This is a genomic window from Nonomuraea endophytica, from assembly GCF_014203235.1.
Classification (GTDB): Bacteria; Actinomycetota; Actinomycetes; order Streptosporangiales; family Streptosporangiaceae; genus Nonomuraea; species Nonomuraea endophytica.
Map to the genome: position 1 here is coordinate 1 of NZ_JACHIN010000018.1, position 20,379 is coordinate 20,379.

General features: G+C 67.2%; 22 protein-coding genes and 1 pseudogene. 13 read left to right on the forward strand and 10 right to left on the reverse strand.

All coding sequences use genetic code 11. From position 1 onward, the window contains the following. The first annotated feature begins 100 nt into the window (after nt 1–100). The 4 genes from HNR40_RS44710 (at nt 101) to HNR40_RS44725 (ending at nt 2,277) form a co-directional block, all read left to right on the forward strand. Nucleotides 101–406, forward strand: a complete 306-nt coding sequence (locus HNR40_RS44710; RefSeq protein WP_184972788.1) for a hypothetical protein — start codon at nt 101–103, stop codon at nt 404–406. A gap of 311 nt (nt 407–717) precedes the next feature. Next, complete coding sequence (locus tag HNR40_RS44715; RefSeq protein WP_184972791.1) at nt 718–1,278, forward strand: FG-GAP repeat domain-containing protein; 561 nt, start codon at nt 718–720, stop codon at nt 1,276–1,278. 364 nt (nt 1,279–1,642) lie between these two features. Beyond that, nucleotides 1,643–1,858 (forward strand): hypothetical protein, encoded by a 216-nt coding sequence (locus HNR40_RS44720; protein WP_184972793.1) that lies wholly within the window; start codon nt 1,643–1,645, stop codon nt 1,856–1,858. A 263-nt stretch (nt 1,859–2,121) separates the two neighbouring features. Next, the gene (locus HNR40_RS44725; protein WP_184972795.1) at nt 2,122–2,277 is read left to right on the forward strand and encodes a hypothetical protein; all 156 of its coding nucleotides are present in this window, start codon (nt 2,122–2,124) and stop codon (nt 2,275–2,277) included. 196 nt (nt 2,278–2,473) lie between these two features. Here HNR40_RS44725 and HNR40_RS44730 read toward each other — a convergent pair whose 3' ends face one another. The 3 genes and pseudogenes from HNR40_RS44730 to HNR40_RS44740 form a co-directional block, all read right to left on the reverse strand. Then, nucleotides 2,474–3,256, reverse strand: coding sequence for a neutral zinc metallopeptidase (locus tag HNR40_RS44730; protein ID WP_184972797.1), 783 nt, complete (start codon nt 3,254–3,256; stop codon nt 2,474–2,476). Between the two features lie 26 nt (nt 3,257–3,282). Then, nucleotides 3,283–3,396: pseudogene (locus tag HNR40_RS58145) on the reverse strand (IS701 family transposase); the annotation flags it as partial. A gap of 874 nt (nt 3,397–4,270) precedes the next feature. Beyond that, entirely contained in the window at nt 4,271–4,975 is a 705-nt protein-coding gene (locus HNR40_RS44740) for a TetR/AcrR family transcriptional regulator (RefSeq protein WP_312896769.1), read from the reverse strand. Between HNR40_RS44740 and HNR40_RS44745 the strand changes: the two genes are divergently transcribed. From HNR40_RS44745 to HNR40_RS44775, 7 genes are all read left to right on the forward strand, one after another. Next, nucleotides 4,974–5,831, forward strand: a complete 858-nt coding sequence (locus HNR40_RS44745) for an alpha/beta fold hydrolase (RefSeq protein ID WP_184972803.1) — start codon at nt 4,974–4,976, stop codon at nt 5,829–5,831. The genes HNR40_RS44740 and HNR40_RS44745 overlap by 2 nt on opposite strands. A 72-nt stretch (nt 5,832–5,903) precedes the next feature. Further along, nucleotides 5,904–7,196 (forward strand): MFS transporter, encoded by a 1,293-nt coding sequence (locus HNR40_RS44750; RefSeq protein ID WP_184972804.1) that lies wholly within the window; start codon nt 5,904–5,906, stop codon nt 7,194–7,196. Between the two features lie 68 nt (nt 7,197–7,264). Next, the gene (locus tag HNR40_RS44755; RefSeq protein WP_184972806.1) at nt 7,265–9,442 is read left to right on the forward strand and encodes a carboxylesterase family protein; all 2,178 of its coding nucleotides are present in this window, start codon (nt 7,265–7,267) and stop codon (nt 9,440–9,442) included. A 187-nt stretch (nt 9,443–9,629) separates the two neighbouring features. Next, on the forward strand, nt 9,630–10,454 hold the full coding sequence (locus HNR40_RS44760; RefSeq protein WP_184972808.1) for a DUF899 family protein: 825 nt from the start codon (nt 9,630–9,632) through the stop codon (nt 10,452–10,454). A gap of 533 nt (nt 10,455–10,987) precedes the next feature. Next, entirely contained in the window at nt 10,988–11,542 is a 555-nt protein-coding gene (locus HNR40_RS44765) for an RNA polymerase sigma factor (RefSeq protein WP_376773591.1), read from the forward strand. Beyond that, the gene (locus HNR40_RS44770; protein WP_184972812.1) at nt 11,539–12,483 is read left to right on the forward strand and encodes a CU044_5270 family protein; all 945 of its coding nucleotides are present in this window, start codon (nt 11,539–11,541) and stop codon (nt 12,481–12,483) included. The genes HNR40_RS44765 and HNR40_RS44770 overlap by 4 nt, the downstream gene beginning before the upstream one ends. A 386-nt stretch (nt 12,484–12,869) precedes the next feature. Beyond that, nucleotides 12,870–13,289: a tautomerase family protein gene (locus tag HNR40_RS44775; RefSeq protein ID WP_184972814.1), complete on the forward strand. Its 420-nt coding sequence runs from the start codon at nt 12,870–12,872 to the stop codon at nt 13,287–13,289. 456 nt (nt 13,290–13,745) lie between these two features. On the opposite strand, the gene HNR40_RS44780 is transcribed toward HNR40_RS44775, so the two are convergent. Further along, nucleotides 13,746–14,558, reverse strand: a complete 813-nt coding sequence (locus tag HNR40_RS44780; RefSeq protein ID WP_184972816.1) for a MerR family transcriptional regulator — start codon at nt 14,556–14,558, stop codon at nt 13,746–13,748. Nucleotides 14,559–14,766: 208 nt separating this feature from the next. Here HNR40_RS44780 and HNR40_RS53980 point away from each other — a divergent pair, with 208 nt between their 5' ends. Together HNR40_RS53980 and HNR40_RS44790 are read left to right on the forward strand one after the other, a co-directional pair. Beyond that, nucleotides 14,767–15,003 carry a hypothetical protein gene (locus HNR40_RS53980; RefSeq protein ID WP_221341616.1) on the forward strand — a complete coding sequence of 79 codons (237 nt, stop codon included), beginning with the start codon at nt 14,767–14,769 and terminating at the stop codon, nt 15,001–15,003. Further along, nucleotides 15,000–15,293: a Rossmann-fold NAD(P)-binding domain-containing protein gene (locus tag HNR40_RS44790; protein WP_184972818.1), complete on the forward strand. Its 294-nt coding sequence runs from the start codon at nt 15,000–15,002 to the stop codon at nt 15,291–15,293. Before HNR40_RS53980 ends, HNR40_RS44790 begins: the two co-directional genes overlap by 4 nt. A gap of 22 nt (nt 15,294–15,315) precedes the next feature. On the opposite strand, the gene HNR40_RS44795 is transcribed toward HNR40_RS44790, so the two are convergent. The 6 genes from HNR40_RS44795 to HNR40_RS44820 all read right to left on the reverse strand — a co-directional run bounded on the left by HNR40_RS44795 (nt 15,316) and on the right by HNR40_RS44820 (nt 19,453). Beyond that, nucleotides 15,316–15,498: a hypothetical protein gene (locus tag HNR40_RS44795; protein WP_184972820.1), complete on the reverse strand. Its 183-nt coding sequence runs from the start codon at nt 15,496–15,498 to the stop codon at nt 15,316–15,318. A gap of 254 nt (nt 15,499–15,752) precedes the next feature. Beyond that, entirely contained in the window at nt 15,753–16,883 is a 1,131-nt protein-coding gene (locus HNR40_RS44800) for a WD40 repeat domain-containing protein (RefSeq protein ID WP_184972822.1), read from the reverse strand. 125 nt (nt 16,884–17,008) lie between these two features. Further along, the gene (locus HNR40_RS44805; protein ID WP_184972824.1) at nt 17,009–17,845 is read right to left on the reverse strand and encodes a S1 RNA-binding domain-containing protein; all 837 of its coding nucleotides are present in this window, start codon (nt 17,843–17,845) and stop codon (nt 17,009–17,011) included. A gap of 10 nt (nt 17,846–17,855) precedes the next feature. Then, nucleotides 17,856–18,398: an HAD domain-containing protein gene (locus HNR40_RS55615; protein WP_184972826.1), complete on the reverse strand. Its 543-nt coding sequence runs from the start codon at nt 18,396–18,398 to the stop codon at nt 17,856–17,858. Further along, a complete protein-coding gene (locus tag HNR40_RS55620) occupies nt 18,395–18,595 on the reverse strand; it encodes a hypothetical protein (protein WP_184972828.1) in 201 nt (66 codons plus the stop codon). The genes HNR40_RS55615 and HNR40_RS55620 overlap by 4 nt, the downstream gene beginning before the upstream one ends. A gap of 57 nt (nt 18,596–18,652) precedes the next feature. Further along, nucleotides 18,653–19,453 (reverse strand): hypothetical protein, encoded by an 801-nt coding sequence (locus tag HNR40_RS44820; protein ID WP_184972830.1) that lies wholly within the window; start codon nt 19,451–19,453, stop codon nt 18,653–18,655. Nucleotides 19,454–20,379 lie beyond the last annotated feature (926 nt).

Below are 20,379 nucleotides of genomic sequence, written 5' to 3' on the forward strand. Positions count from 1 at the left end.
ATGAGCACTGTGTTACAAGATCGCGACCCGCGCCAATACACCCGACCCGGTCGTCACGTTCAGTAACAGCTCCCCATTGATCGCGCCAGAGCCCAGTAACGTGATCGCCGGCACCTGCGCCCGCTACCTGCACCTGAGCCCCGACACCGTCACCCGTCGCCTGCGCACCCTGGTCTGCGCCCGCCTGGTGGAGACCAAACGGATCCGGCGCGACCTGTACGTGCGCACCCTGAACTTCACCCAGGTCGGCAGCCGCCTGTCGGCCGACCAGCTCGACGGCGCTCTGCCCGAACCCGACCACCGCGCCACCACCACCGTCGACGGCTCCGGTGCCGCTGAGCAGAGCGGCGAGCACCAGCACGCGGCCGCTCAAACCGCGCCTGCCCCCGCCCGACCCTGTACCTGATCAGCCGCAACGATGAGGACCCACCCGCCGGGCGGATGCTGTCGCCGGTGAGGCATTTCGCGATCCTCCGCAACGATGAGGACCCATCACCCGCAACCATGGGGAGCCAACGGCCACAAGGATGATGACCAAGACAGCCCTGTATCCCCGAACAAGACACCTCTGAGACAAACACCCCTGTGATCGCGCTGCTACCTCCCGCCACAGGCGGCCCACCGGAAGGTGAGGAACACGCGGAGTTCTTCATCCGCCACGACAGCTTCTTCGTCTGAAACTCACGGACGCTGTGGAGCGGCTACCCCCGCGAGGAGATGACCGTGCGCGTGTGCTGGGCCGCCCTCATGACCGCCGCGATCGGGCTGACGGGGACGACGGTCCCCGCACAGGCCACCACCGTTGTACGGCAGGCGCTGCCGGATGACGTCAACGGGGACGGCCGGGTTGACGTGATCGCCGGTACGCACCTGTTGAAGGCCAAGGGGAAGAGCGACGCCGGAGGCGTGGTCGTGTACTTCGGCGGCCCGGCGGAGGTGTCCGCCACCACCCGGATCGTCACCCTCGCCAAGCCCGTCACCAGAGAGAACCTGGGACGCACGCTCGCCACCGCCGACTTCGACCGCGACGGCTACGCCGACATGCTCGCCTCGGCCCGCCGTAAGCTCGCGCTCTTCCGCGGCTCGAAGACGGGGCTGCGCGAGGCCAGGGTGATCCCGTGGCCGGTCACCGCGCCCGCGATGGCCGCCGCCGACTTCGACGGTGACGGGGACGTGGCCGTCACTGGGAACAAGCAGGTGGCCGTCCTGCGCGGCGGCGAGCGCAGCCTGCGGCTGTCCGCATTGGCCAACGGCGCCAGGTCGACGACGACGCGATAGTCCGAGATCAGGCCGTCGTCGCGGGTCCGCCAGATCGACACGGCTACGACGCGGACGTTCTTGCCGTCGAGCCGCCGGTAGATCACCTCGATCTTGGCGATGGTGGCGAAGACATCTCGTGTCGGTCAACACCGGCGTTCAACACGAGTGTGCGGTGTCGCGCGTGGGGCTTGTGATTCTACGTTCTAACTTATGACAATGCACCTTGTCGCAAGTCAAACTGATGATCATGGTGCTGGGGGGCGGGGGAGCGAAGCTGCTCTCGGACCGGTGGCGGCAGACGGAGTCGGCTCGATGGCCGGAGGGAAGCTGACGCCGATGACGCTCGCACACGGATCGTGTCCGCCCGTGGTGACGCTGGACCATGTCCGCGCTGATGGCCTACCGGCAGGGCGACTTCTCCTGCCTCGTCCTCGTAGACGGCGAGCTGAAGCTGGCCCAGCCCGCCGGTGTGATCGGCCACGTGGACCGGCTGCTTCTGACCCGCGCCGACCTCGAGGACGCCGGCGTGCACCGGCACCGCTCCGGCCGTTTGACAACGGCAGTGTCGACCGGGCCCGCGCCGAAATCGCCGCTGTGAACGCGATCCTCGCCGAGATCGGGGAGGAACAGAGCTCATCCGAGGCCGCGGTTCCTCCCCGCCGGAGACCGGCCGGCGGACGCGGAACGCGCGGCCGCTGGGCGTGCCGTGCTGGCGCTCGATGTGGACGGGGTGCTCAACCCTGAGCCCGCCGATGGAGCGAGCACGAGCGGCACGGAGACGTATCTTCGGCATGCGTCGAGCGGTACGGGCCCGGACGGCAGGCCAGCGGCCGGGGGGTGCGGTTCCATCCCGATCATGGGGTGTGGCTGCGTCGCCTGATCGAGGACGGCGTTGAGCTGGCCTGGGCCACCTCGTGGGGCTCGGTAGAAATCTGGACTGAGGTGGGCAATCCGATCGCGCAGGTGCTGACCACGCACAATGCGCTGACGACGGTTTCGGGAGGGTCGCAGGGGTAGAGCACGGTTCCGCTGCCGTTGTTGATCGCGTTCACTGCCGCGGGGACGGTGTACCCGCGGTTCTCCCGGCTGATGTCGGGGACGGCAACTCTGGACGCCTCCTGAGTCGGATCGGCGGCGTGGGTTCCGGCTTGAACAGATCGCTACCGTTCGCCGGCCGCTCAGCGGGCCACCCGCTGGATGGCCCGCGATCGAATCAGGCGACCTTGGATTCGCTCGCCTTCCACGTGTTGCAGGCGGCGGGCTTGCCGGTCTTGTAGCCCTGCTCGAGCCAGTAGAGACGGTTGGCGGTCTTCCCGCTGTACTTGTTCTTCAGGAAGTCCTCCCAGAACAACTTGCTCTTGGCGGTGGGCTTCCAGTCCTTCACCACCCTGCCGAGCGCCTTCGCCGATACACCCATGAAGCAGTCCAGTTGCAGGTAGTAGCGACGGTTCTGCTGGTTCATCTCGGCGTCCGAGGCGTCGTTCTGCATGGCCACCCAGGCTTGACCGATACCGGTCTGGCCGGTCACGACGCCGCTCCAGGTCTTGGCGATAGAGGTGAACACCTCCGCGTCACTCTTGGCTTTGATCCAGTCTTTGGCCAGCCGTACGTGGACCTCGGTCTCGCAGATCTCGGAGAAGGAGACGTCGACGTCGAGCCCGGTCGAGCAGGACCGCCTGTCGTCGGACTCCTTGATCGTCACCTTGACCTGCTGGAAGTCCTTGATCGCGGGCTTCCACGCCTTGTTCAGACAGCCGACCAGGCTGGTGACGTATTTCTTGGTGGAGGAGGCGCTCGTGCCTTTGGCCAGCTTGCAGCCGACGCTGGCCACTTTGGCTTTGTAGATCTCGTTGCGGGTGAGCTCGGGGGCACCGGTGACCGGGTCGGCGTACGCAACTCCAGAGAAGAGGAGCATCCCAACGACAGCACCAGAAAGGGGGCGAAGAATCACGATGTGGATCATAGGGGTCTTCGGCGCGTCGCCGACACCCGTCATGACACGCCTGCAGTGAGCTGTGCGGTCTTCCGTTCCACCGGCGCGAGCAGCCCCATCACGTACGCCCGCGCCGGACGACGAGGCTCCACCCTCCCGAAACGGCCGGTCATCCGCGCAAACAGCGCGTCCAGCCCCGCCATCCACGCCTGCGGATCATCGGCAGTCACCACATCGCGCACTCCACCGACAAGTCACGAAATCAGGTTTAGTACCAGGGCGCTGTGGCTGTGTTCCTCGGCTGCTACCTCACCAGCGCGCCTGGGAGTGTCCTGGTTGCATTCTCATCGGGGCTACAGGTCGGGGAAAGAAATAGCGCACAATCCCAGGCGAGGTTCTCCTTTGGACGATCTTCGATGGTTGGCGCAATGCGGAGCGTCCGCGTAGGGAAGGTAGGGCGTTGATCTGCACGAACGCGCTGGCTGCGAGGGGCTGTCGGTAACCAGGTCGCTGTCGCCGCTGCGCGAGCGGAACTGGCAGACTCCACCGAATCTCCGCAGGCAGGACAGCCGCAAGCGAGAAATCGCCCGTCAGGATCGCGGCAAACGCGAACCGCCTCATGCGTCGCCGTCGAGATGGATACGCGTGATCTGGTGCACGCGGCGCTGCTGGTGGTCACCGTCGCCGGGATCGTTGGAGCTGATCGGGATCGGTCACCTCCTGCCTTGGCTGGCCAGGCTCCTCGCACTCGTTCAGAGGCTCTTCCCGCTGCTAGTGGCGGCCTTGGCCTGATGCGGCGGGACCGGCATCAGGAACGTCCCCGGTCCGCGGACTCGGTGCTCCGGCGAGCCGCGGCGGCCGGGGGTGCGGCCACGTGCGCCAGTTCAGCAGGGGTGCCGGAGGCGACAGGGCTGGTGAGCGCGATGCCATGCGCGCCGGCCAGGCGGCTGCTTCCGCCTCTCCCCGCAATCCTTTGCGAGTTTAATGAAATGAGCAATTGCGAACTTTTGCAATTCATTGATGACGCGTCAAGATGAGCCAGCTACACGCCTGGCGCACACACGCTCTGCTTGACAGTCAGCCTCCTTCTGGAGGCGTAATGATCAATCGCTCAGCTTGTGCTCGGGTGATCGCCTCGATGAGTGGGCGGATGATGGCCACCATGTCGCGCCGAGCGGCGTCCGGTTCGGCGGCGGCGCCGACGTAGAGCGCCGCTTCGTCCGCCACGGCCAGCAGAAGGTGCGCGAGGGGCCTGACCGGGAGCGGCAGAACCACGCCGTCGCGCACCCCTATGGCGAGGACTCCCTCGATCAAGCCCAGCACATTGGCCTGGCAGATGGCGCGCCAACGCACCCAGCCCAGCACCGACGGCCCGTCGAGCAGCACGATCCGCTGCACGTCGGGCCGTTGGCAGGCCTCGAGCCAGCCTTCGGCGCTGCGCATCATCAACGAAACGAAGTCACCCGCGGCGTCGGCGTCGGCGAACATCTCGGCGGCGAGCTGCTCGGTGATCTCGCCCTCGACATGCGCGAGCACCGCGGCGAACAGCTCGGTCTTGTCACCGAACTGGTGATAGAGCGCGCCTCGGCTCACGCCCGCCTCGCTGACGATCGTCTCCGTCCCGACTCCGGCGAATCCATGCTCGGCGAACAGCCTTCTACCGGCGGCGATCAGGGCGGTCCTGGTCGCGGCCGTGCGGTCTGCTTGCGTGCGGCGAGAAACTTGCATACAGTCTGTTCCTAAGTTTACATACAGGTTGTATCTATCTGAGGATAGTCCCATGACAACGATCGACCTGCCACAGGGCACCGTCAGCTATCGCGTCGCGGGCCCAGAGAACTCGACCGCGCCTCCGGTGGTCTTCGTCCACGCGTTCCTCGTCGACGGCTCGGCCTGGTCCGCCGTCGCCGACCACCTCGCCGAGCAAGGCATCCGCTCCTACGCACCCGACTGGCCGCTCGGAGCCCATCGCACACCCCTGCGAGCCGACGCCGACCAGTCTCCGCGCGGCGTCGCCCGGCAGATCCTCGCCTTCCTCGAGGCCCTCGACCTTCGCGACGTCACGCTGGTGGGCAACGACACGGGCGGCGCGCTGAGTCAGTTCCTGCTCGACATCGACGCCGACCGGATCGGCAGGCTCGTACTCACGAACTGCGACGCCTTCGACACCTTCCCGCCCTTCCCCTACAACATCATCTTCCGCCTCCTCCGCGGCGAACTCCTGATGCGCCTCAACATGCAGCCCATGCGGCTGCGGGCCTTCCGCCACTCACCCCTCGGGCTCGGTCTGCTCGCCAACGAGCTGGATCCAGTCCAAACCAGGGCATGGATCGAGCCGAGCCTACGGAGCAAGGAGATCCGCCGGGACGCGGTGCGATTCCTGCGAGCCATCGATCCGAAAGACCTGCTCGACGTCTCCACCCGCCTGAAGGACTTCACGGGACCGGTGCGGATCGTGTGGGGCACCGCCGACCGTGCCTTCAAGCCCGCACTCGGCCGGCGTCTGCAACGCGCGTTTCGCGACGCCTCGTTCGTCGAGATCCCTGGCGTACGGACCTTCGTGCACCTCGACGCCCCAACCGTGCTCGCCGAGCACATCGTCGCCCTGTCATCGGCCCAACCGGCACAGGACTCATGACCAGGCCGCTCACTCGCCGTCGAGAGGCGACCGGGCCGTCAGGGCACCTCCAAAGCCGAGAAGAAAGAGACCATGTCAGCCTCCGGCGGAACCCCGGGCACCGAACCACGCAAGACAAGCGGGTTACAGCTATTACGCGACAATGCGGGATTTCGCTCGCTGTGGTCGGCACGAGTCGTCTCGGTAGGCGGTGACGCGCTCAGCCTCGTCGCGCTGATGCTCCACGTCGCCGAGACCACGGGGCAGGCGATCGCGGTGTCACTTCTGCTGCTCGTCGGCGACTTCGTTCCCTCGCTTCTCAGCCCGATCGCCGGCGCGATCAGCGACCGCTTCGATCTCAAGCGGGTGATGATCGCATGTGAGCTGGCGCAGGGCATGGTGCTCCTGCTCATCGCCCTGTCGTTGCCGCCGCTTCCCCTGCTGCTGGTGCTGGTCGGGGTACGCGCGATCGCGGGACAGGTGTTCCTGCCCGCCTCACGCGCGGCGATACCCGGGCTGGTCCGGGACAGGGATCTGGAGACCGCCAACGCCACGCTGGGGTTCGGCACGAACGCGGCCGAGGCTCTCGGACCGCTGGCCGCGGCCGCGCTCTTCCCCTTCGTCGGAGTGCGGGGCGTGCTCCTGGTCGACGCCGTCTCCTTCCTGCTCGCCGGTTCGGTACTGCTCACGCTGCGGTCGCTTCCCCCCGCGCCCTCCCCGGAGGGAACGAAGACCTCGCTCCTGGGGGATGCCAGGTCCGGGCTCGGCTACATCAGGTCAGCCAAGGTGGTCCGGGTCATCGCCCTGGGTTTCTGCGCCATCGTGGCCTTCAACGGAGTGGACGATGTCGCTCTGGTTCTCCTGGCCACCGAATCCTTCGCGGCCGGCCAGTCGGCGGTCGGCCTGCTTCTCGGCGCCGTCGGCATCGGCCTGCTCTTCGGATACGCCCTGACGGCCCGTTACAGCACTCGAACATCCCTGGTGACCCTGCTGCTCGCCGGCTTCGCGGTGAACAGCGCCGGCAACCTCCTCACCGGTCTGGCCTGGGCCGTCGCGGCCGCGTTCATGACCCAGTTCATCCGCGGATTCGGTATCGCGGCGATGGACGTGGCCACCAACACCATGCTGCAGCGCCTGGTCCCGCAGGGAATGCTCGGCAGAGTCTTCGGCAACCTCTACGGAGCGATCGGAGTAGCCGCCGCGCTGTCATACATAGCAGGCGGGTTTCTGCTGGACGCCACTTCCGCACCGACAACACTTCTCATCGCGGGTGGCGGTGGCCTGCTGACCACCGTTCTCGTCGCTTTCGCGCTGCCAAGAGCGCTGCGCAAGCACACTTCCGACTCCGATCCGGACGACACCGAGACGCGAAGACTCGCGCAGTAGCGATCTGTCGGTGCGCTCCTGACCCCGTACACCCACAGCGGCTCCACTGGGGTCGAAAGGAGGCCGCGATGGCCGGCGACACCATTCGCAAGCCCGCCAACGGACACCGAGGACGGAAGGTGCAGGGCGCTGCCGTGCTCGCCTCGGGGCTGTCCGCGGGCCTCCTGTGCGCCTTCACGATCGCTGTCATGCCGGGTCTGGCCGCGGCCGATGACCGGACCTTCGTCGATGCGATGCAACAGACGATCATCGCGATCGAGAATCCGGCCTTCTTCCTCATCTTTCTCGGTGCTCCGGTGTTCGCGGCGGTCGCCTTGGTGCAGGCACGTCGCGCCGCCTCGGCCAAGGCCGCAGGCTGGATCGTCGCCGGACTCGTCTTCTACGCGCTGACGCTCCTGATCACCTTCACCGTCCACGTCCCGCTCAACTACGAGCTGAGGGATGCGGGTGACCCCTCCCGTATCCAGGACCTGGCGGCTGTGCGCGACGACTTCGTGACTCAATGGGTCACCTGGGACATCGTCAGGACTCTCACCGCGACGGCGGCCTTCTGCTCTCTCATCTGGGCGCTCGTCCTGCGTGGGCCTGCAGGGCCGGCCGAGCGATACGACGGGCCGAAGGCCGACGGCTCGGGACACACACGAGATCGAGCCACTCGTCAGCGCCGATGGCGTGTGTTCGCTGCGGTACTGCCGACCGCGGTGGTGAGCACCATCGTGCTGCCGCCGACGCCGCCGACGATGATGGTGGCTGCGGACGACGGCGGTGGCTCGGCCGACCGGGTGCTCACCACCGGCGGCTGGGTGAAGGGCGAGGTGACCCCGACCCATCGCAGCTTCCTCGGCATCCCGTACGCCTCTCCTCCCATCGGTCCGTTGCGCTGGGCGACGCCACATGCCGCGAAGCCGTGGGAGGGCCTGCGCGACGCGACCCGGCCGGGGCCGCAGTGTCCGCAGCTCTCCGGTTCGCCGGAGCCCGCAGGCAGTGAGGACTGCCTCTACGTGAACGTGACGACGCCGCGTGAAGGGACGGGGAAGCTGCCGGTGCTCGTCTTCGTGTACGGCGGCGGGCTGATCAGCGGCTTCGGCGCCGCCTATGATCCGGAACGCATGGTCGGCCGGGAAGTGATCGTGGTCACGTTCAACTACCGGCTCGGTGCGCTGGGATTCCTGCGCCATCCGTCGCTGCGTGATCCGTACGCCGGGAACTTCGGGCTCGCCGACCAGCAGGCCGCGCTGCGCTGGGTGCGGAAGAACGTCGGGGCGTTCGGCGGCGACCACCGCAACGTGACGTTGTGGGGCCAATCGGGCGGCGGGTACAGCGTGTGCGCCCAGCTGGCCGCCCCCGCCGCCCGCGGCCTGTTCGACAAGGCCATCGTGCAGAGCGCACCGTGCGGCAACCCGATGAAGACCAAACAGGCCGCGGACCGGCATGGCCGCGCGTTCGCGGCCGAGCTGGGCTGCGCGAACGCCACGACGGCCGAAGAATGCCTGCGCGCCAAGCCGGTCAGAGAACTGGTGCGCCGGTCCGACGCCGAAGAGCTCTTCGGCCGGGTGGGCCGGCACCGGGCGGACGTCTCATGGTTCCCCGTCGCGGGCACGCCGGCGCTGCCCCTGCAGCCGCTCGCCGCGATGCGGCTCGGGATGGCCGCCGATGTTCCGCTGATCCACGGCGGCACCAAGCACGAGCTGCGCAGCCTCGTCTGGATGGTGTACGACCGCCAAGGCAAGCCGGTGACCGAGGCCGCGTACCCGCAGATCGTGACGCGGCTGTTCGGTCAGGAGAACGCGACACGCATCCTCGCCCACTACCCCGCCAGGGCTTACCCCACCCCGAGCCTGGCGCTGGCCACCCTGCTCACCGACCACGGCGGCGTGGCCGGCACGTGCGCCCAGCTACCGGCGATCGACGCGGCGGCGCGGCGCGCGCCCGTGTACGCCTACGAGTACGCCCAGCCACGCGAACCCCTCCAGGGTTTCCCGTTCGGGGCCTCCCATGGGGCCGACCTCAGGTTCTTCCTCGACAACGAGCAGGAGGGCCCGCCGCCGACCACGCCGGAGGAACAGGCCTTCGCCGAGCGATTGATCGGCTACTGGACGGCGTTCGCCAGGACCGGCGATCCAGGTCCGGGATGGCCGGCGTACCGGAGCGGCACATCGAAGGCACTGTCGATCGCCATGGAGCGAACCGGACCGGTGAACCTGGCCCGCACCCACAACTGCGGGCTCTGGAGGACGATGGACTGAGGCTTCAGGGCGTGCGGTGCCGTTCACCATGCATTTCTCCTTCTCTGCGGGAGTGGGCGCAGCGCGAGCCGTCGATTACGGCGGTAGATGTTGATCAGGACACCGGTGGTCATCCTGCGGCGAGAGGACGGTGAGGGCCCACCGGGGAGGCACGACGCACGGTCACGACTGAACCTAGGGGACGATCATGAACGATGATTCGAAGAACAACGACACCCCCGCGCTGCCGCCGGTCGTCGACCGGGACACCTGGCAGGCCGACGTCGACGCGCTGCGGGTTCGGGAGAAGGCCCATACCCGCGAAGGTGACGCGATCGCGGCGGCCCGCCGGCGCCTGCCCATGGTGGAGGTGGATGCCGGCCTTGAGCTGATCGGACCGAACGGGCCGGTGACCCTGCTGAAAGCGTTCGAAGGGCGTCGACAGCTCATCGCCTACTACTTCATGTGGTGGCCCGGCCGGCCCGCGCCCGAGCAGTGCGAGGGCTGCACGTTGTTCCTCAGCCAGGTCGGCGAGCTGTCCTACCTGCACTCCCGCGACATCACCTACGCGGTGTTCAGCCAGGGCCGCAACACCGCGTTCGGCCCGGCCGACGCCCAGGTGTCCTACGACGAAAGCGTTCGCTATCGCGACTTCATGGCCTGGGACATGCCGTGGTACTCGGCACAGCCCTCCCTTGACGCGCTCCTCGCCGGTCGCGAGCTCGGCCTGATGCACCTCGTGTGCTACGTGCGGGACGGCGACCGCGTCTTCGAGACCTACTGGACGTCGCGCCGCGGCGTCGAGGCGATGGACTACAGCTACACGCTCATGGACCTCACCGTGTACGGGCGCCAGGAGCCATGGGAGGACTCGCCCTCCGGCTGGCCACAACCACAGGTTGACAGGGAGTCGGCACACATGCGGACCAACGGACGCCCCACCGCCCAGTGGCCGCGAATCCACGCCGGACACTCCGACGACCTCGGAACCGCGGAGACCGGAACCGCGCCCACGCCTCGCAACTGCCACTAACTATCTTCGCCCCGTGCTGATGTACGCGCCGGCCGGAGGCTGGGCCGGGCGGCCATTCAGCTCGAACTACTCACCGGCCCCGAGCGAGACTACAAGGGCAACGCGACGCCATTGCTGCTCCAAGATGCGCGAATGGGAACACTCCAGCCAGATACTGCAGGCGAGCGGGGGAACGTGACCTGCTCGGTGATCTGCCATGGGAATCGCCACCTGTCGTCGGTGCCAGGCGACGACCTTCTTGATGTGCGCGGCCGAGTGGGCGCACCTCGTGTGAACGCCGTGTTCCCGAACTAGGAACACCGAGGTCAAGCACCCGCATGCCGGGCCGCAGGTGTGTAAGTCAGATCCGGTCCCACCTCCAGCGAGCAGCCCACGCGGATCGTAACAAATCGGGCCGCGGAGGGAACTGGATAGCCCGCGAGTGGCAATAGAGCGTGTCATGACAGACACCCGAAAGGCATGAGATGCGACACGAGAGCCGGACGGACGCATCACCTGGGCAGCCGGCCACGGAGGTGGCCGGCGATGCCACGGTGATCGCTCGATCCCGGCATGAGCCCGAGCGGTTCGCCATCCTGTTCACCCGGCACGCGCCGGCGCTCAAGCGATATGTCGTCCGTCGGCTTGGACTCGCCGCCGCTGAGGACATCGTCGCGGAGACCTTCGTGGTCGCCTTCCAGCAGCGCGGTACTTATGACCTGACGCGCACGGACGCAAGGCCCTGGTTGTACGGCATAGCCACCAACCTCATGGGCAGGCACCGCCGTCACGAGATCAGCCTGTACCGGGCACTGAGCCGCACGGGGGTGGACCCGGTGACCGAACCGTTCACCGATCAGGTCGAGCGGAGAGTGGCGGCGGACGGGGTGCGTGATCACCTCGCCGCCGCTCTGGCCGGGCTGCCCGGCGGTCATCGGGACGCGCTGCTGCTGGTGACGTGGGCGGAGCTCACCTACGAGCAGGCGGCGCTGGCGCTGGATGTGCCGGTGGGCACGGTCCGTTCGCGGGTCAATCGGGCTCGAAGCAAGCTACGCAGGGTGCTCGGTGGCATGGATCCCACGGCCGCTGACGAAGGAGCGAACGGATGAACGAGATGGACCTGCTCAAGGAGTTCCGTACTGAGGTGCCGGCCCAGCAGGACGTACGGAAGGAGGAGGAACGGCTGCTCGCCAGTATCCAGCGCACGGCGAATGGCGCCACGGACCGGGATGTCACAACCGCCCGGAACGCGCCCAGGCGACCGGTGGTCCGGCTGCGTACGGGGCTGGCCCTGGCCGGTGTGCTGGCGGCGGTGGCGGCGGCCGCAGTCGTGGTCCCGCAGCTCGGAGGCCGCGAAAGCGAGAGCGTGGCACTACCGGAGGCGAGCCCGTCCAGCGCGGTGATGGTCCTGGAGAACGCCGCGCTCGTGGCCGCCCGCACCAAACCGGCGGAGATCCGTCCCGACCAGTGGTTTTACATGAAGGAGGCACAACACGACCTAGGTCCCGACTTCGAAACCTGGAACCGCATGGATGGACGCAGGGCGGCCCTTCGTGAAGGCGGAAAGCTGCGAGTGGGCCCGCCGGAGAAGGGTCCGACGCACTCGGGCAAGACGCAGCAGGAGGTGGGGGCCCTGCCCACCGACCCCGACAAGCTCCTGGCGCACTTCCGCGGTCTCGACAAGCTCCGCCCGTTGCTGTCCCTGTGCCAGCCGAACTGCCCGGCGGGCACCGAGAAGGACGTCGACGTCTTCGGGACGATCGGGTGGTATCTGAAGTTCGGGCCGATGATCCCCGCGGACACGACGGCCGGAATGTATCGGGCACTGGCCAAAATCCCGAACGTCACAGTCGAGGAGAACGCCGTGGACGGCGCCGGCCGCCAGGGCATCGGAGTCGCTCTCGACCTGGGCCGGGCGGGCAAGAGCACGTTGATCCTTGACGCGGGCGACTTCCACTTTCTCGGCGTGAAGAACGAGGTGGACGGCCGCACCATGGCGATGTCCGTGCTGGCCTCCGGAATCGTGGACAAGCCGGGCGAGACTTCCTGACCCAACGGCACGCCCGCGCAAACCGCCCCTGGCCGCCTCCCCGGCGGTGGCCAGGTCGCGGCCCCGCTGGAGCGCGCCACCGACTGATCGAACAACGCTGCCAGCATGCGTCCACGCCCGCCCGTACAGGAACGTCAAGAACCGTTTCGCCAGCACCCGGCCATCCCACGACTCCCGATCGTCGAAGTCGTGGCAACCGTAGACATCCCGATCATCCAGGCGGGTCATGGGCCGTCTGCGCCCGCGCCGCGTACTTCTTCACCTGCGAGGGATCCGAAGCCGCCTAAAGATCTTCATCCACAGGTCTTGATTACTGCTCCGCCGGACCGCTACCTGACACTGAAGGCGTCACGACAATTGGCGAAGTAGCTACCGAAGGGGTCCCCATGCCGTTCGTCCGGATCACGTTGAGTACGGATCGTCCCGAACCGATGCGCGCAGCCGTTGCCGAAGGCGTGCGCAGCGCGCTGGTCAGCGCCATCGGCGTTCCCCCGGACGATCGATTTCAGATCGTCGACGCCCAACCGGCCACCGCTTTCCACGTAGACCGCCACTTCCTCGACGGTGATCGGCGCGATCCGGTGGTGGTGGAGATCACGCTCACCCGCGGGCGGACCCGGGACATGAAACTCGCTCTCTACCAGACGATCGTGGCCAACCTGTCCGACGTCGGCGTGCGACCGGACGATGTGCTGATCATGCTGCAGGAGTCCGAGCGGGAGGACTGGTCCTTGGGCGGCGGGAAGATGCAACTGCTCGACGAGGACCTGATCCGCAAGTACGGCTGGTCACCACCGCAGGCGTAATCCAGACTTTCCCTGCGGCAACGCATCGGTTCCCGGGGTGGGCGGGCTTCTGACATTGCCTGGCGACAGCAGCTGCCGGTAACTCTCCGGACTCGGCGTCGCGCAGTTCCGATCGTTGCACGATGGTCCTGCGCGCTCCTTGATCAGGCTGAGCTGATACCCGGTTGTTGCCCGCCACAGGGGTCTTCTCCCGAACGTGACCCCAGCCCCAAACTAACTCTGGGTAATCTTCGTGACATTGTGTGATCTGGTGGGAGGAGTCGCCGACGAGGCACCGAGGGCGGTGGTTGGATCAGCGGGGGCGGCGAAGCAGGCGGAACCTGGAGTCGATACGCCCCGAACGATCACACTCAGTGAATAGAAGCAGAGACCAGAGCACGAACTCAGATCACTCGGCCTGTACCAGTCTCGGAGGCCTGGCGGTTCCAGGGCTGAGACCGGCGAAGCGGTCGGCGCTCATCCGGTGGTGACGCGGAAGATGGGCCAGCCGATTTCGGTGCGCCATCGTGTAGGGGAGTGGGTGTCGCGGGGGCCGGTGAGGTACGTCTCGTGGATCGGTCCGACGATGGTGAGGGCGTGTTCGACCACCCATGCTCCGAGGCGGCCGTAGGTGACGTCGATGTCGTCATGCGGTCCGGTGTGGACGGTCACGGCCAGGTCGACGGAAGGCAGGTCGAGAACTTCGATCCGGCCGGATGGGTGCGGTTGGCGCACTGGCCGGAAGACCGACATCTGGCCGGTGCCTTCGGTGAACAGCTCGTTGTCGTAGTGGCCTCCGGGTGGCCCGGTGCGTTCGGGCGGGGGGTAGGCCTTGTCCAGTTCTCTCATGGCGTCGCCGTACCAGGTGATTGCTTGGTCGAGGGCCACCTGGCCCGTGATGGCGGCGACGGTGCGTGCGGGCACCGTCCTCAGCTCGACCTGGAGATCGGTCGTGTGTGGGCTCAGCAGCTGGCGTAGGGAGAGCACGGCGGCCTGGGTGCGGTCGAGGGCGTCTTCCAGCCGGCGCAGGTGAGCGGTGATCAGGTCGGCGCGGCTTTGCGGATCGTCGGTGGCGAGGATGGACTTTACCTCGGCCAGCGGTAGGTCGAGCTGGCGGAGCTGGTGGATGACCTGGGCGGGCGGGATCTGCTCGGCCGTGTAGTAGCGGTAGCCGGTGGCCGCGTCGACCGTGGCGGGTTCGAGCAGCCCGGCCTCGTGGTAGCGGCGCAGCGTGCGCACACTCAGATGAGTCAGCGTGGCGAACTGCCCGATGGTGAGTCCCTGGCGCATAACCCTAGTTTGTGCTCTCCCGCGGGGAGAGAGTCCATGGCTTGACTCTCTTCCCGCGGGAGAGCGCACAGTCGAGGAATGAACACCATTGACTGGACCAAGGCCACCGTGATCGTGCCTGAGCAGCTGCCCAAGGCGGTTTTCAGCTATTTGTCCGCACCGCACGCGCGACCTTGACACCGCGATCAGATCGTTCACCGCCGATGCCGTGGTGGTTGACGAGGGCCGTACCCACCGGGGTACCGATGAGATCAGGGCCTGGCTGGGCCGCTCGGTGAGCGACTACACCTACACCACGGCGCTGACCGCCGCCACGCAGATCGCTGACGTGCATTACGACGTCGTACAGCAGCTGGAAGGCGATTTCCCCGGCGGCGTGGTCGACCTGCATTACCGGTTCACGCTCCAAACCGACTTGATCGCCCGGCTGATCATCGAACCGTGACCGGCACCAAGGGGGGAATCTCAGATGAGGACCTGGTTCATCACCGGCGGGACACCGGGAGGGTTCGGGCTCGTGCTGCGATGATCAGCCAGGACGGCAGACAACCCGGTGACCCGCGACGCGCCGCCCGGGCTGTCATCACCGCCATGGACCTGGACCCTCCACCGCTACGGCTTGTCCTGGGCAACGACGCTTTCGACACGGCCGTGAGCACGTTGCGGAGCAACCTGGCCCAGATCTGGGGGTACGAGGCGCTTTCGCGCGCGGCCGACTTTCCCACCGGGAAATGAAGCCGATCGGAGAGGCCGACCGTCAGCTGAGCTCGCCCACGATGATGAGGGCGAGCCCGGCCAGCACGTTCAACCCGGCATTGATCATCAAAAATCGCATTCTCGACGCGATGCCTGGCCGATCGCGCAGGACGAAGCGGAACAACACGAACTCGATCACACCGGCGGCCGCTAGCAGCAGGCCACCGATTGTCCACCAGCTCACGAGCGAGCCTCCAACGGGCGTCGAGGAGTTACCGGACCTGCGACTCGGCCCCGGAGAGGAACCGCGAGGGCGAGCCTACCGGCGTTCACGTAGCAGGCCCGAGCGAATACTCCGGTCGCCCGGCTTTCCGCGACGGGCCACCAGATCACGGCCGTGAGGGCGGGGGAGGCTGGAGCCGGCTTTGGCGGCGGTGAAGCCAGATCATTCGATCACCGTCTAAATCCGCAGCTTCCGGCCAACCCGTTCGAGACGTCTCAGGTTGGTACGCAGGTGGGCCGGAAGGTGTGGCCGGGTAGGTGGGTGGTCAATGCTGTCGCGGACAGTCCCGTGGTGACGCGTCGGCAGACGGCCGCGGCGTTGGCCTCGGGTGAGATGTCATAGCGCTGGAATGGAACGTGCTCGCCCGCGGCGTACAGAGTCGATCCCTCGGTGTTGAAGGACAGGGCGAGGATGGCGTCACCCGGCGTCAGCAGGGGCGAGCCGATCGGGCGCAGCGAGGCGGTGTCCCAGAGGTGCACTTGGCCGGTGCCCGTTGCGACGGCCAGGGTGCGCGAGTCCGGGGAGAAGGCCAGCGCGGTGACGCCCTGACGTGGGCTCGGAGGTGAGGGGCCGCTCAGCTCGCCGAGCCGGCGGGTTAGTCCGCTGTCCCGCACGGTGACGCGGCCCGCCTTGTTGCCTGTGGCGAGGAGGCGTCCGTCCGGGCTGAAGGCGAGGGCGTCGACGCCGGGGATCCGCGCGGTGAAGGGTTTCGTCCACGACCGCAGATCGACCACGTCGCCGTGTGACGTGACCAGGAGCCGTCGCCCGAGGTCAACGGCCTGGGAGCTTCCGGCGACCTCTGGCACGGTCCCGACGACGCGGCCGCGTGGGACGTCCCAGACCCGCAGGGAGCCGCCGCCGGAGTCGCCCGCGATCAGCAGAGTCGAGCGGTCGATGCCGAAGGCGACGCTGCCGACGCGGGCGGCGTCCTCGGTGACGGCGAAGGTGTCCATGGTGCGCCGACGACGGGTGCCCCAGAGGGAGAGCCGTGCGGGCCGCGCGGGTGGTTCGGCGCTCCGGTACGTGCCGTAGGCGACCAGGCCGCCGTCCGGGCTGACGGCCAGCAGGGGCAGGCAGTCGCCGTCCCCGGGGTCCACGAGCGCGCACGGGCTCGGCGGCAGCTCGATCGGGCCTCGGCCGGCGATCGGGGCGTAGGCCCCGACGTGGATGGGCCCGCTCTCGTGGGTGGTGTAGGCGCGGGTGAGGAGGGTCGCGTCCGCGGCGAAGGCTGCGGCGATCGTCCTGGGGCGACGCCGTTCGGCGGCCATGGCGGGCGCCGCGGTGGCCGGCGTGCTGGGCAGCCCGGACCTGATCGAGGTACGCGCCTGCCGGGCGGCCGTGTTCATGCGCTTACAGTTACAAGATCGCGATCGGCTCACCACGGCAGCAGGCGCAGGAGGCTCTTGAGAGGTTGCACTGCGTGATCGCTCCCTATCAGGTGCGCCAGACCCAGATAGCGCCGGTACTGACATCATTGGGGTGCCGAGCGTCGGCGGCGCGATAGAGCGAGTCGGCGTCGTGGCAGGTCGATGCCAGTGACGATGACCGTTACCTCCTCGCCTTCTTGGACTACTTGGTCGGGTGTCTCGATGGGTGCGGTGGAGAGCTCGCTGAGGTGGATCAGGCCTTCGATGCCGTCCGCGACGCGGACGAAGGCTCCGAAAGGCACCAGTTTGGTGACCGGGCCGTGCAGGATCTGCCCAACGTGAATGTCGCGGGCGAAATGCTGGAAGGGATCGGGTTGGGTGGCACGCAGCGACAGCCGGGCCTCACCGTTGGTGGTATCGAATGTGATGACTTCGCAGGTGATGTGCTGTCCCATCGAGATGATCTCGGACGGGTCCTCGAAGCTGCTCCAGGACAGCTCGGGCATGCTGATGAAGCCGACGCCGGGGAAGACGGGATGCTTCGGCCCGTCGTCCAGGTCGACGAAGATGCCGAAACGCTCGATGGCCGCCACGGTGCCGGACAAGCGCTGACCTGCTCGCAAGGCCTTGAGGAACGCCCAGAGCTGGGGGTTCTCGACGGCTGCCCGGGAGAGCAGGACTCGCCCGCCCTGAGAATCGACGGCGATGACCTCGGCAGAGACCCGATCGCCCACCTGCAGGATCCCACCAGCCGAACGTTGGAAGGACTGCCAGGAAAGATCAAGGGAGCCGATGACGCCGGCCGGAGCGGCGACGAAGCCATCAAGGAGCACCGCCGCCCCCGATCGCGTGACGTCGGCCACGGTGCCGGCGAGGGTGTCGCCAACGTTCACGGTCGCCATGAACGTGGCAAGAGCCTGATTGTCTTCCACCGTCCCCATATCAAGGCTTTCAGGAGGCACTCGATGGCGGCGTGGCGTCGATGCTGCGTAGCCACTCCAGGAGTGCGCGATAGTCGGCCTCGGTGATGCCGCGGCTTGGGTTGATTCGCTGCAGTAGAGCGGATCCGGGATGGTGCGCGGAGACCCAGGCGCGGTCTTTGTTGGTGATCTCGTCATCGAGCCAGGCGAAAGGGCGTCCTGCCGCCCAGGTGACGAGGGTGCGGGTCTTCCAGTGCAGGCCGTCGCGTTCGTCCTGCTGCTCGGTCTCGGGCGCCTGCGGCCAGCTGACGATCGCCAGCTGAGGCAGACCGAGGCGTGGTGCGATGCACTCGTTGGCGTCGTCCATCCAACTGGTTGCCCAGACCAGTTCGCAGGGCAGCGTCATCAGCCGGGCTCCGTGGTCGGGATTGATCCTGGACAAGAGCGGATTTGCCTCGGCGTGCGGCGGAGAGACGGTCAGGTAGGTCGGATACTGCTGCGACAGAGCGCCAAAGGGGATGAGTGGTCCGTCGACGTCGAGGAAGAGCAACGGACGCTGTGCGGATCCGGTCACGGCTGCACGACATCGGGAGTGGTGGAAGCGTCGGTGAGTCGTCCGGCTGTCATGCGGACGCTGGGCATTCCGAGGTGGACGGTGCTCGTGCGAACAGTCGCTTCGTGCATGGCTTGAAGCATCTGCCTCGCTGCTGCGAGGGTGGTCTCGATGGCGGCGACTTCGCCGAGCCGGCCCTGTTGTTTGGCTTCGGCCATGTCCGCACGCGCCACAGCCCCGGCCGACGATCACTCCCAAGGCCAGGAATCGGGCACCTAAGCCTTCGGAAGCTTGAGGGCAGTCGTCTGAGAGGGCGGCGGGGGTTTGATCGTGAGCTTCATGCCCCAGTCCGAGTAGCGGATGTCGTCGATGAAGCCAAACCATCCCTGACCGTCAGTCCTTCCCTTGAACCGGCCTTCAGGCTGGCGCCACTTGACCCAAGCTCGGCGCACCAGGCCATCCGTGCCGATCCACAAGCGCCACTCGATCGGCCACTCGCCATACTCGCCATCGCGCGGCTCCGGATGGAGTTCCGGCCGGACGGCCCACAACTGACGAAACGACATCACGCCCTGGTGGATGGAGGTGGATACGCCGTCGTAGGTCACGGAAGGCTGCCCTGATGTCGTGGTGGCCAGCACAGCCGCGAGCACGTCCGGCTTGTCCAGCTGCAGACCTCCTGCCTCCAGGTGCAGCGTGCACAACCACGGGAGGATCTCCGAGACGTTCACCCACTTCTTACCCTTGGGCCGCTTCTGTGATGGATTGTGCTGCCACTGGCGTTTACCAATGCAGATGTCGCGCACGTTCCCAGGCTGGTTCACCAGGTCAGTCGCCACGACCTTGCCATCGCCGAACCCGATGACGCCTTTGGTGGGCTTGAAGCGTCGCCAGCCGTCGCCGTCATTGAAGGTGTCGTATTCGACGACGCGCACCCCTCGGCCTTTGACCAACTGCCGCTGAATCGCAGCGACCGGATCAACGGCCGAGACCGTCGCCGCCGCGCTGGGGGCGGGCAGGCCGTGCAGTGTGGTTCCGACGAGCGTGAGGCCCGCGACCGCCGCCCATTTCCTCATCGCGTGATGTCTCCTCAAGCTCGGGCGTGCCGCTCTCCTGGCGTATGCCGAGGCAGCGAGCCTGCCAGGCGGAGATTACGTCGCGATCACAACCACCGCCCGGCCAGATCTGCTAAGCATCACTGGCCACGACGCCCGACTGTTGATCACGCCCTGAGAAACGAAACAGGCATTTATTCCCTCATTGCACTCTTTGCCGAAGCGGCGGCGAGACAGAACGCCCACGTCGTGATGTCGGCCACGGCGGATGCCAGAGGGTTGGTTCCTGCGAGCTGGGTTATGCGGGCGCGGTGCGTGAGCGTACCGTTACGGCGTGCCTCGGGAGTACGCGGGCCTGCTGCCGTCATGGTGGCAGGCTTGCGTGCTGTGCGGGGCGCTGGGGACCCAGGGTCATGGCCCGGGGCGTCAGAAGGGCCCAGCCCGCCCCCCGGTGATTGGCGGGTGGCCCTTACCGGCTACCGCGCACCACGTCTGCCCCTCCGAAGCCGGGGTTCCTTGCGTGGTCCGCCCACACCTCCGCTACCGCCAGGTCGGGACCCGCCCGATGCCGTGCGACGTGTGACAGCAGGACGCGATATCCCGGCGTCGAACCGCCGAACACCGGTGGCGGCCCGCAGGAAGAATCGGGGGGATGCCGTCGGCCATCGGAGCGTCAAACGAGGGTCGGCTGGCACGTTGCCAGGGGTACGACGACGCGCTCGGAGCGGAGTCGCGTTCGAAAGGGCTCGTCCTCAGCCGGTCGGGGATCCGCCTAAGAACTCGCCGCGCGCCGGTGAGAGCATGGTGCGGGTAGGACGAATCTACGTCACGGCGCTCGCCGTATCCACCTACGTCTGCTCGCTGTCGTCAGGACCTGGATCATCTGGACAGTGATGGATCGGGCCACAGGTCAGTGCCGCTGCTGGAGAGGGTGGGACTTCGTCCCA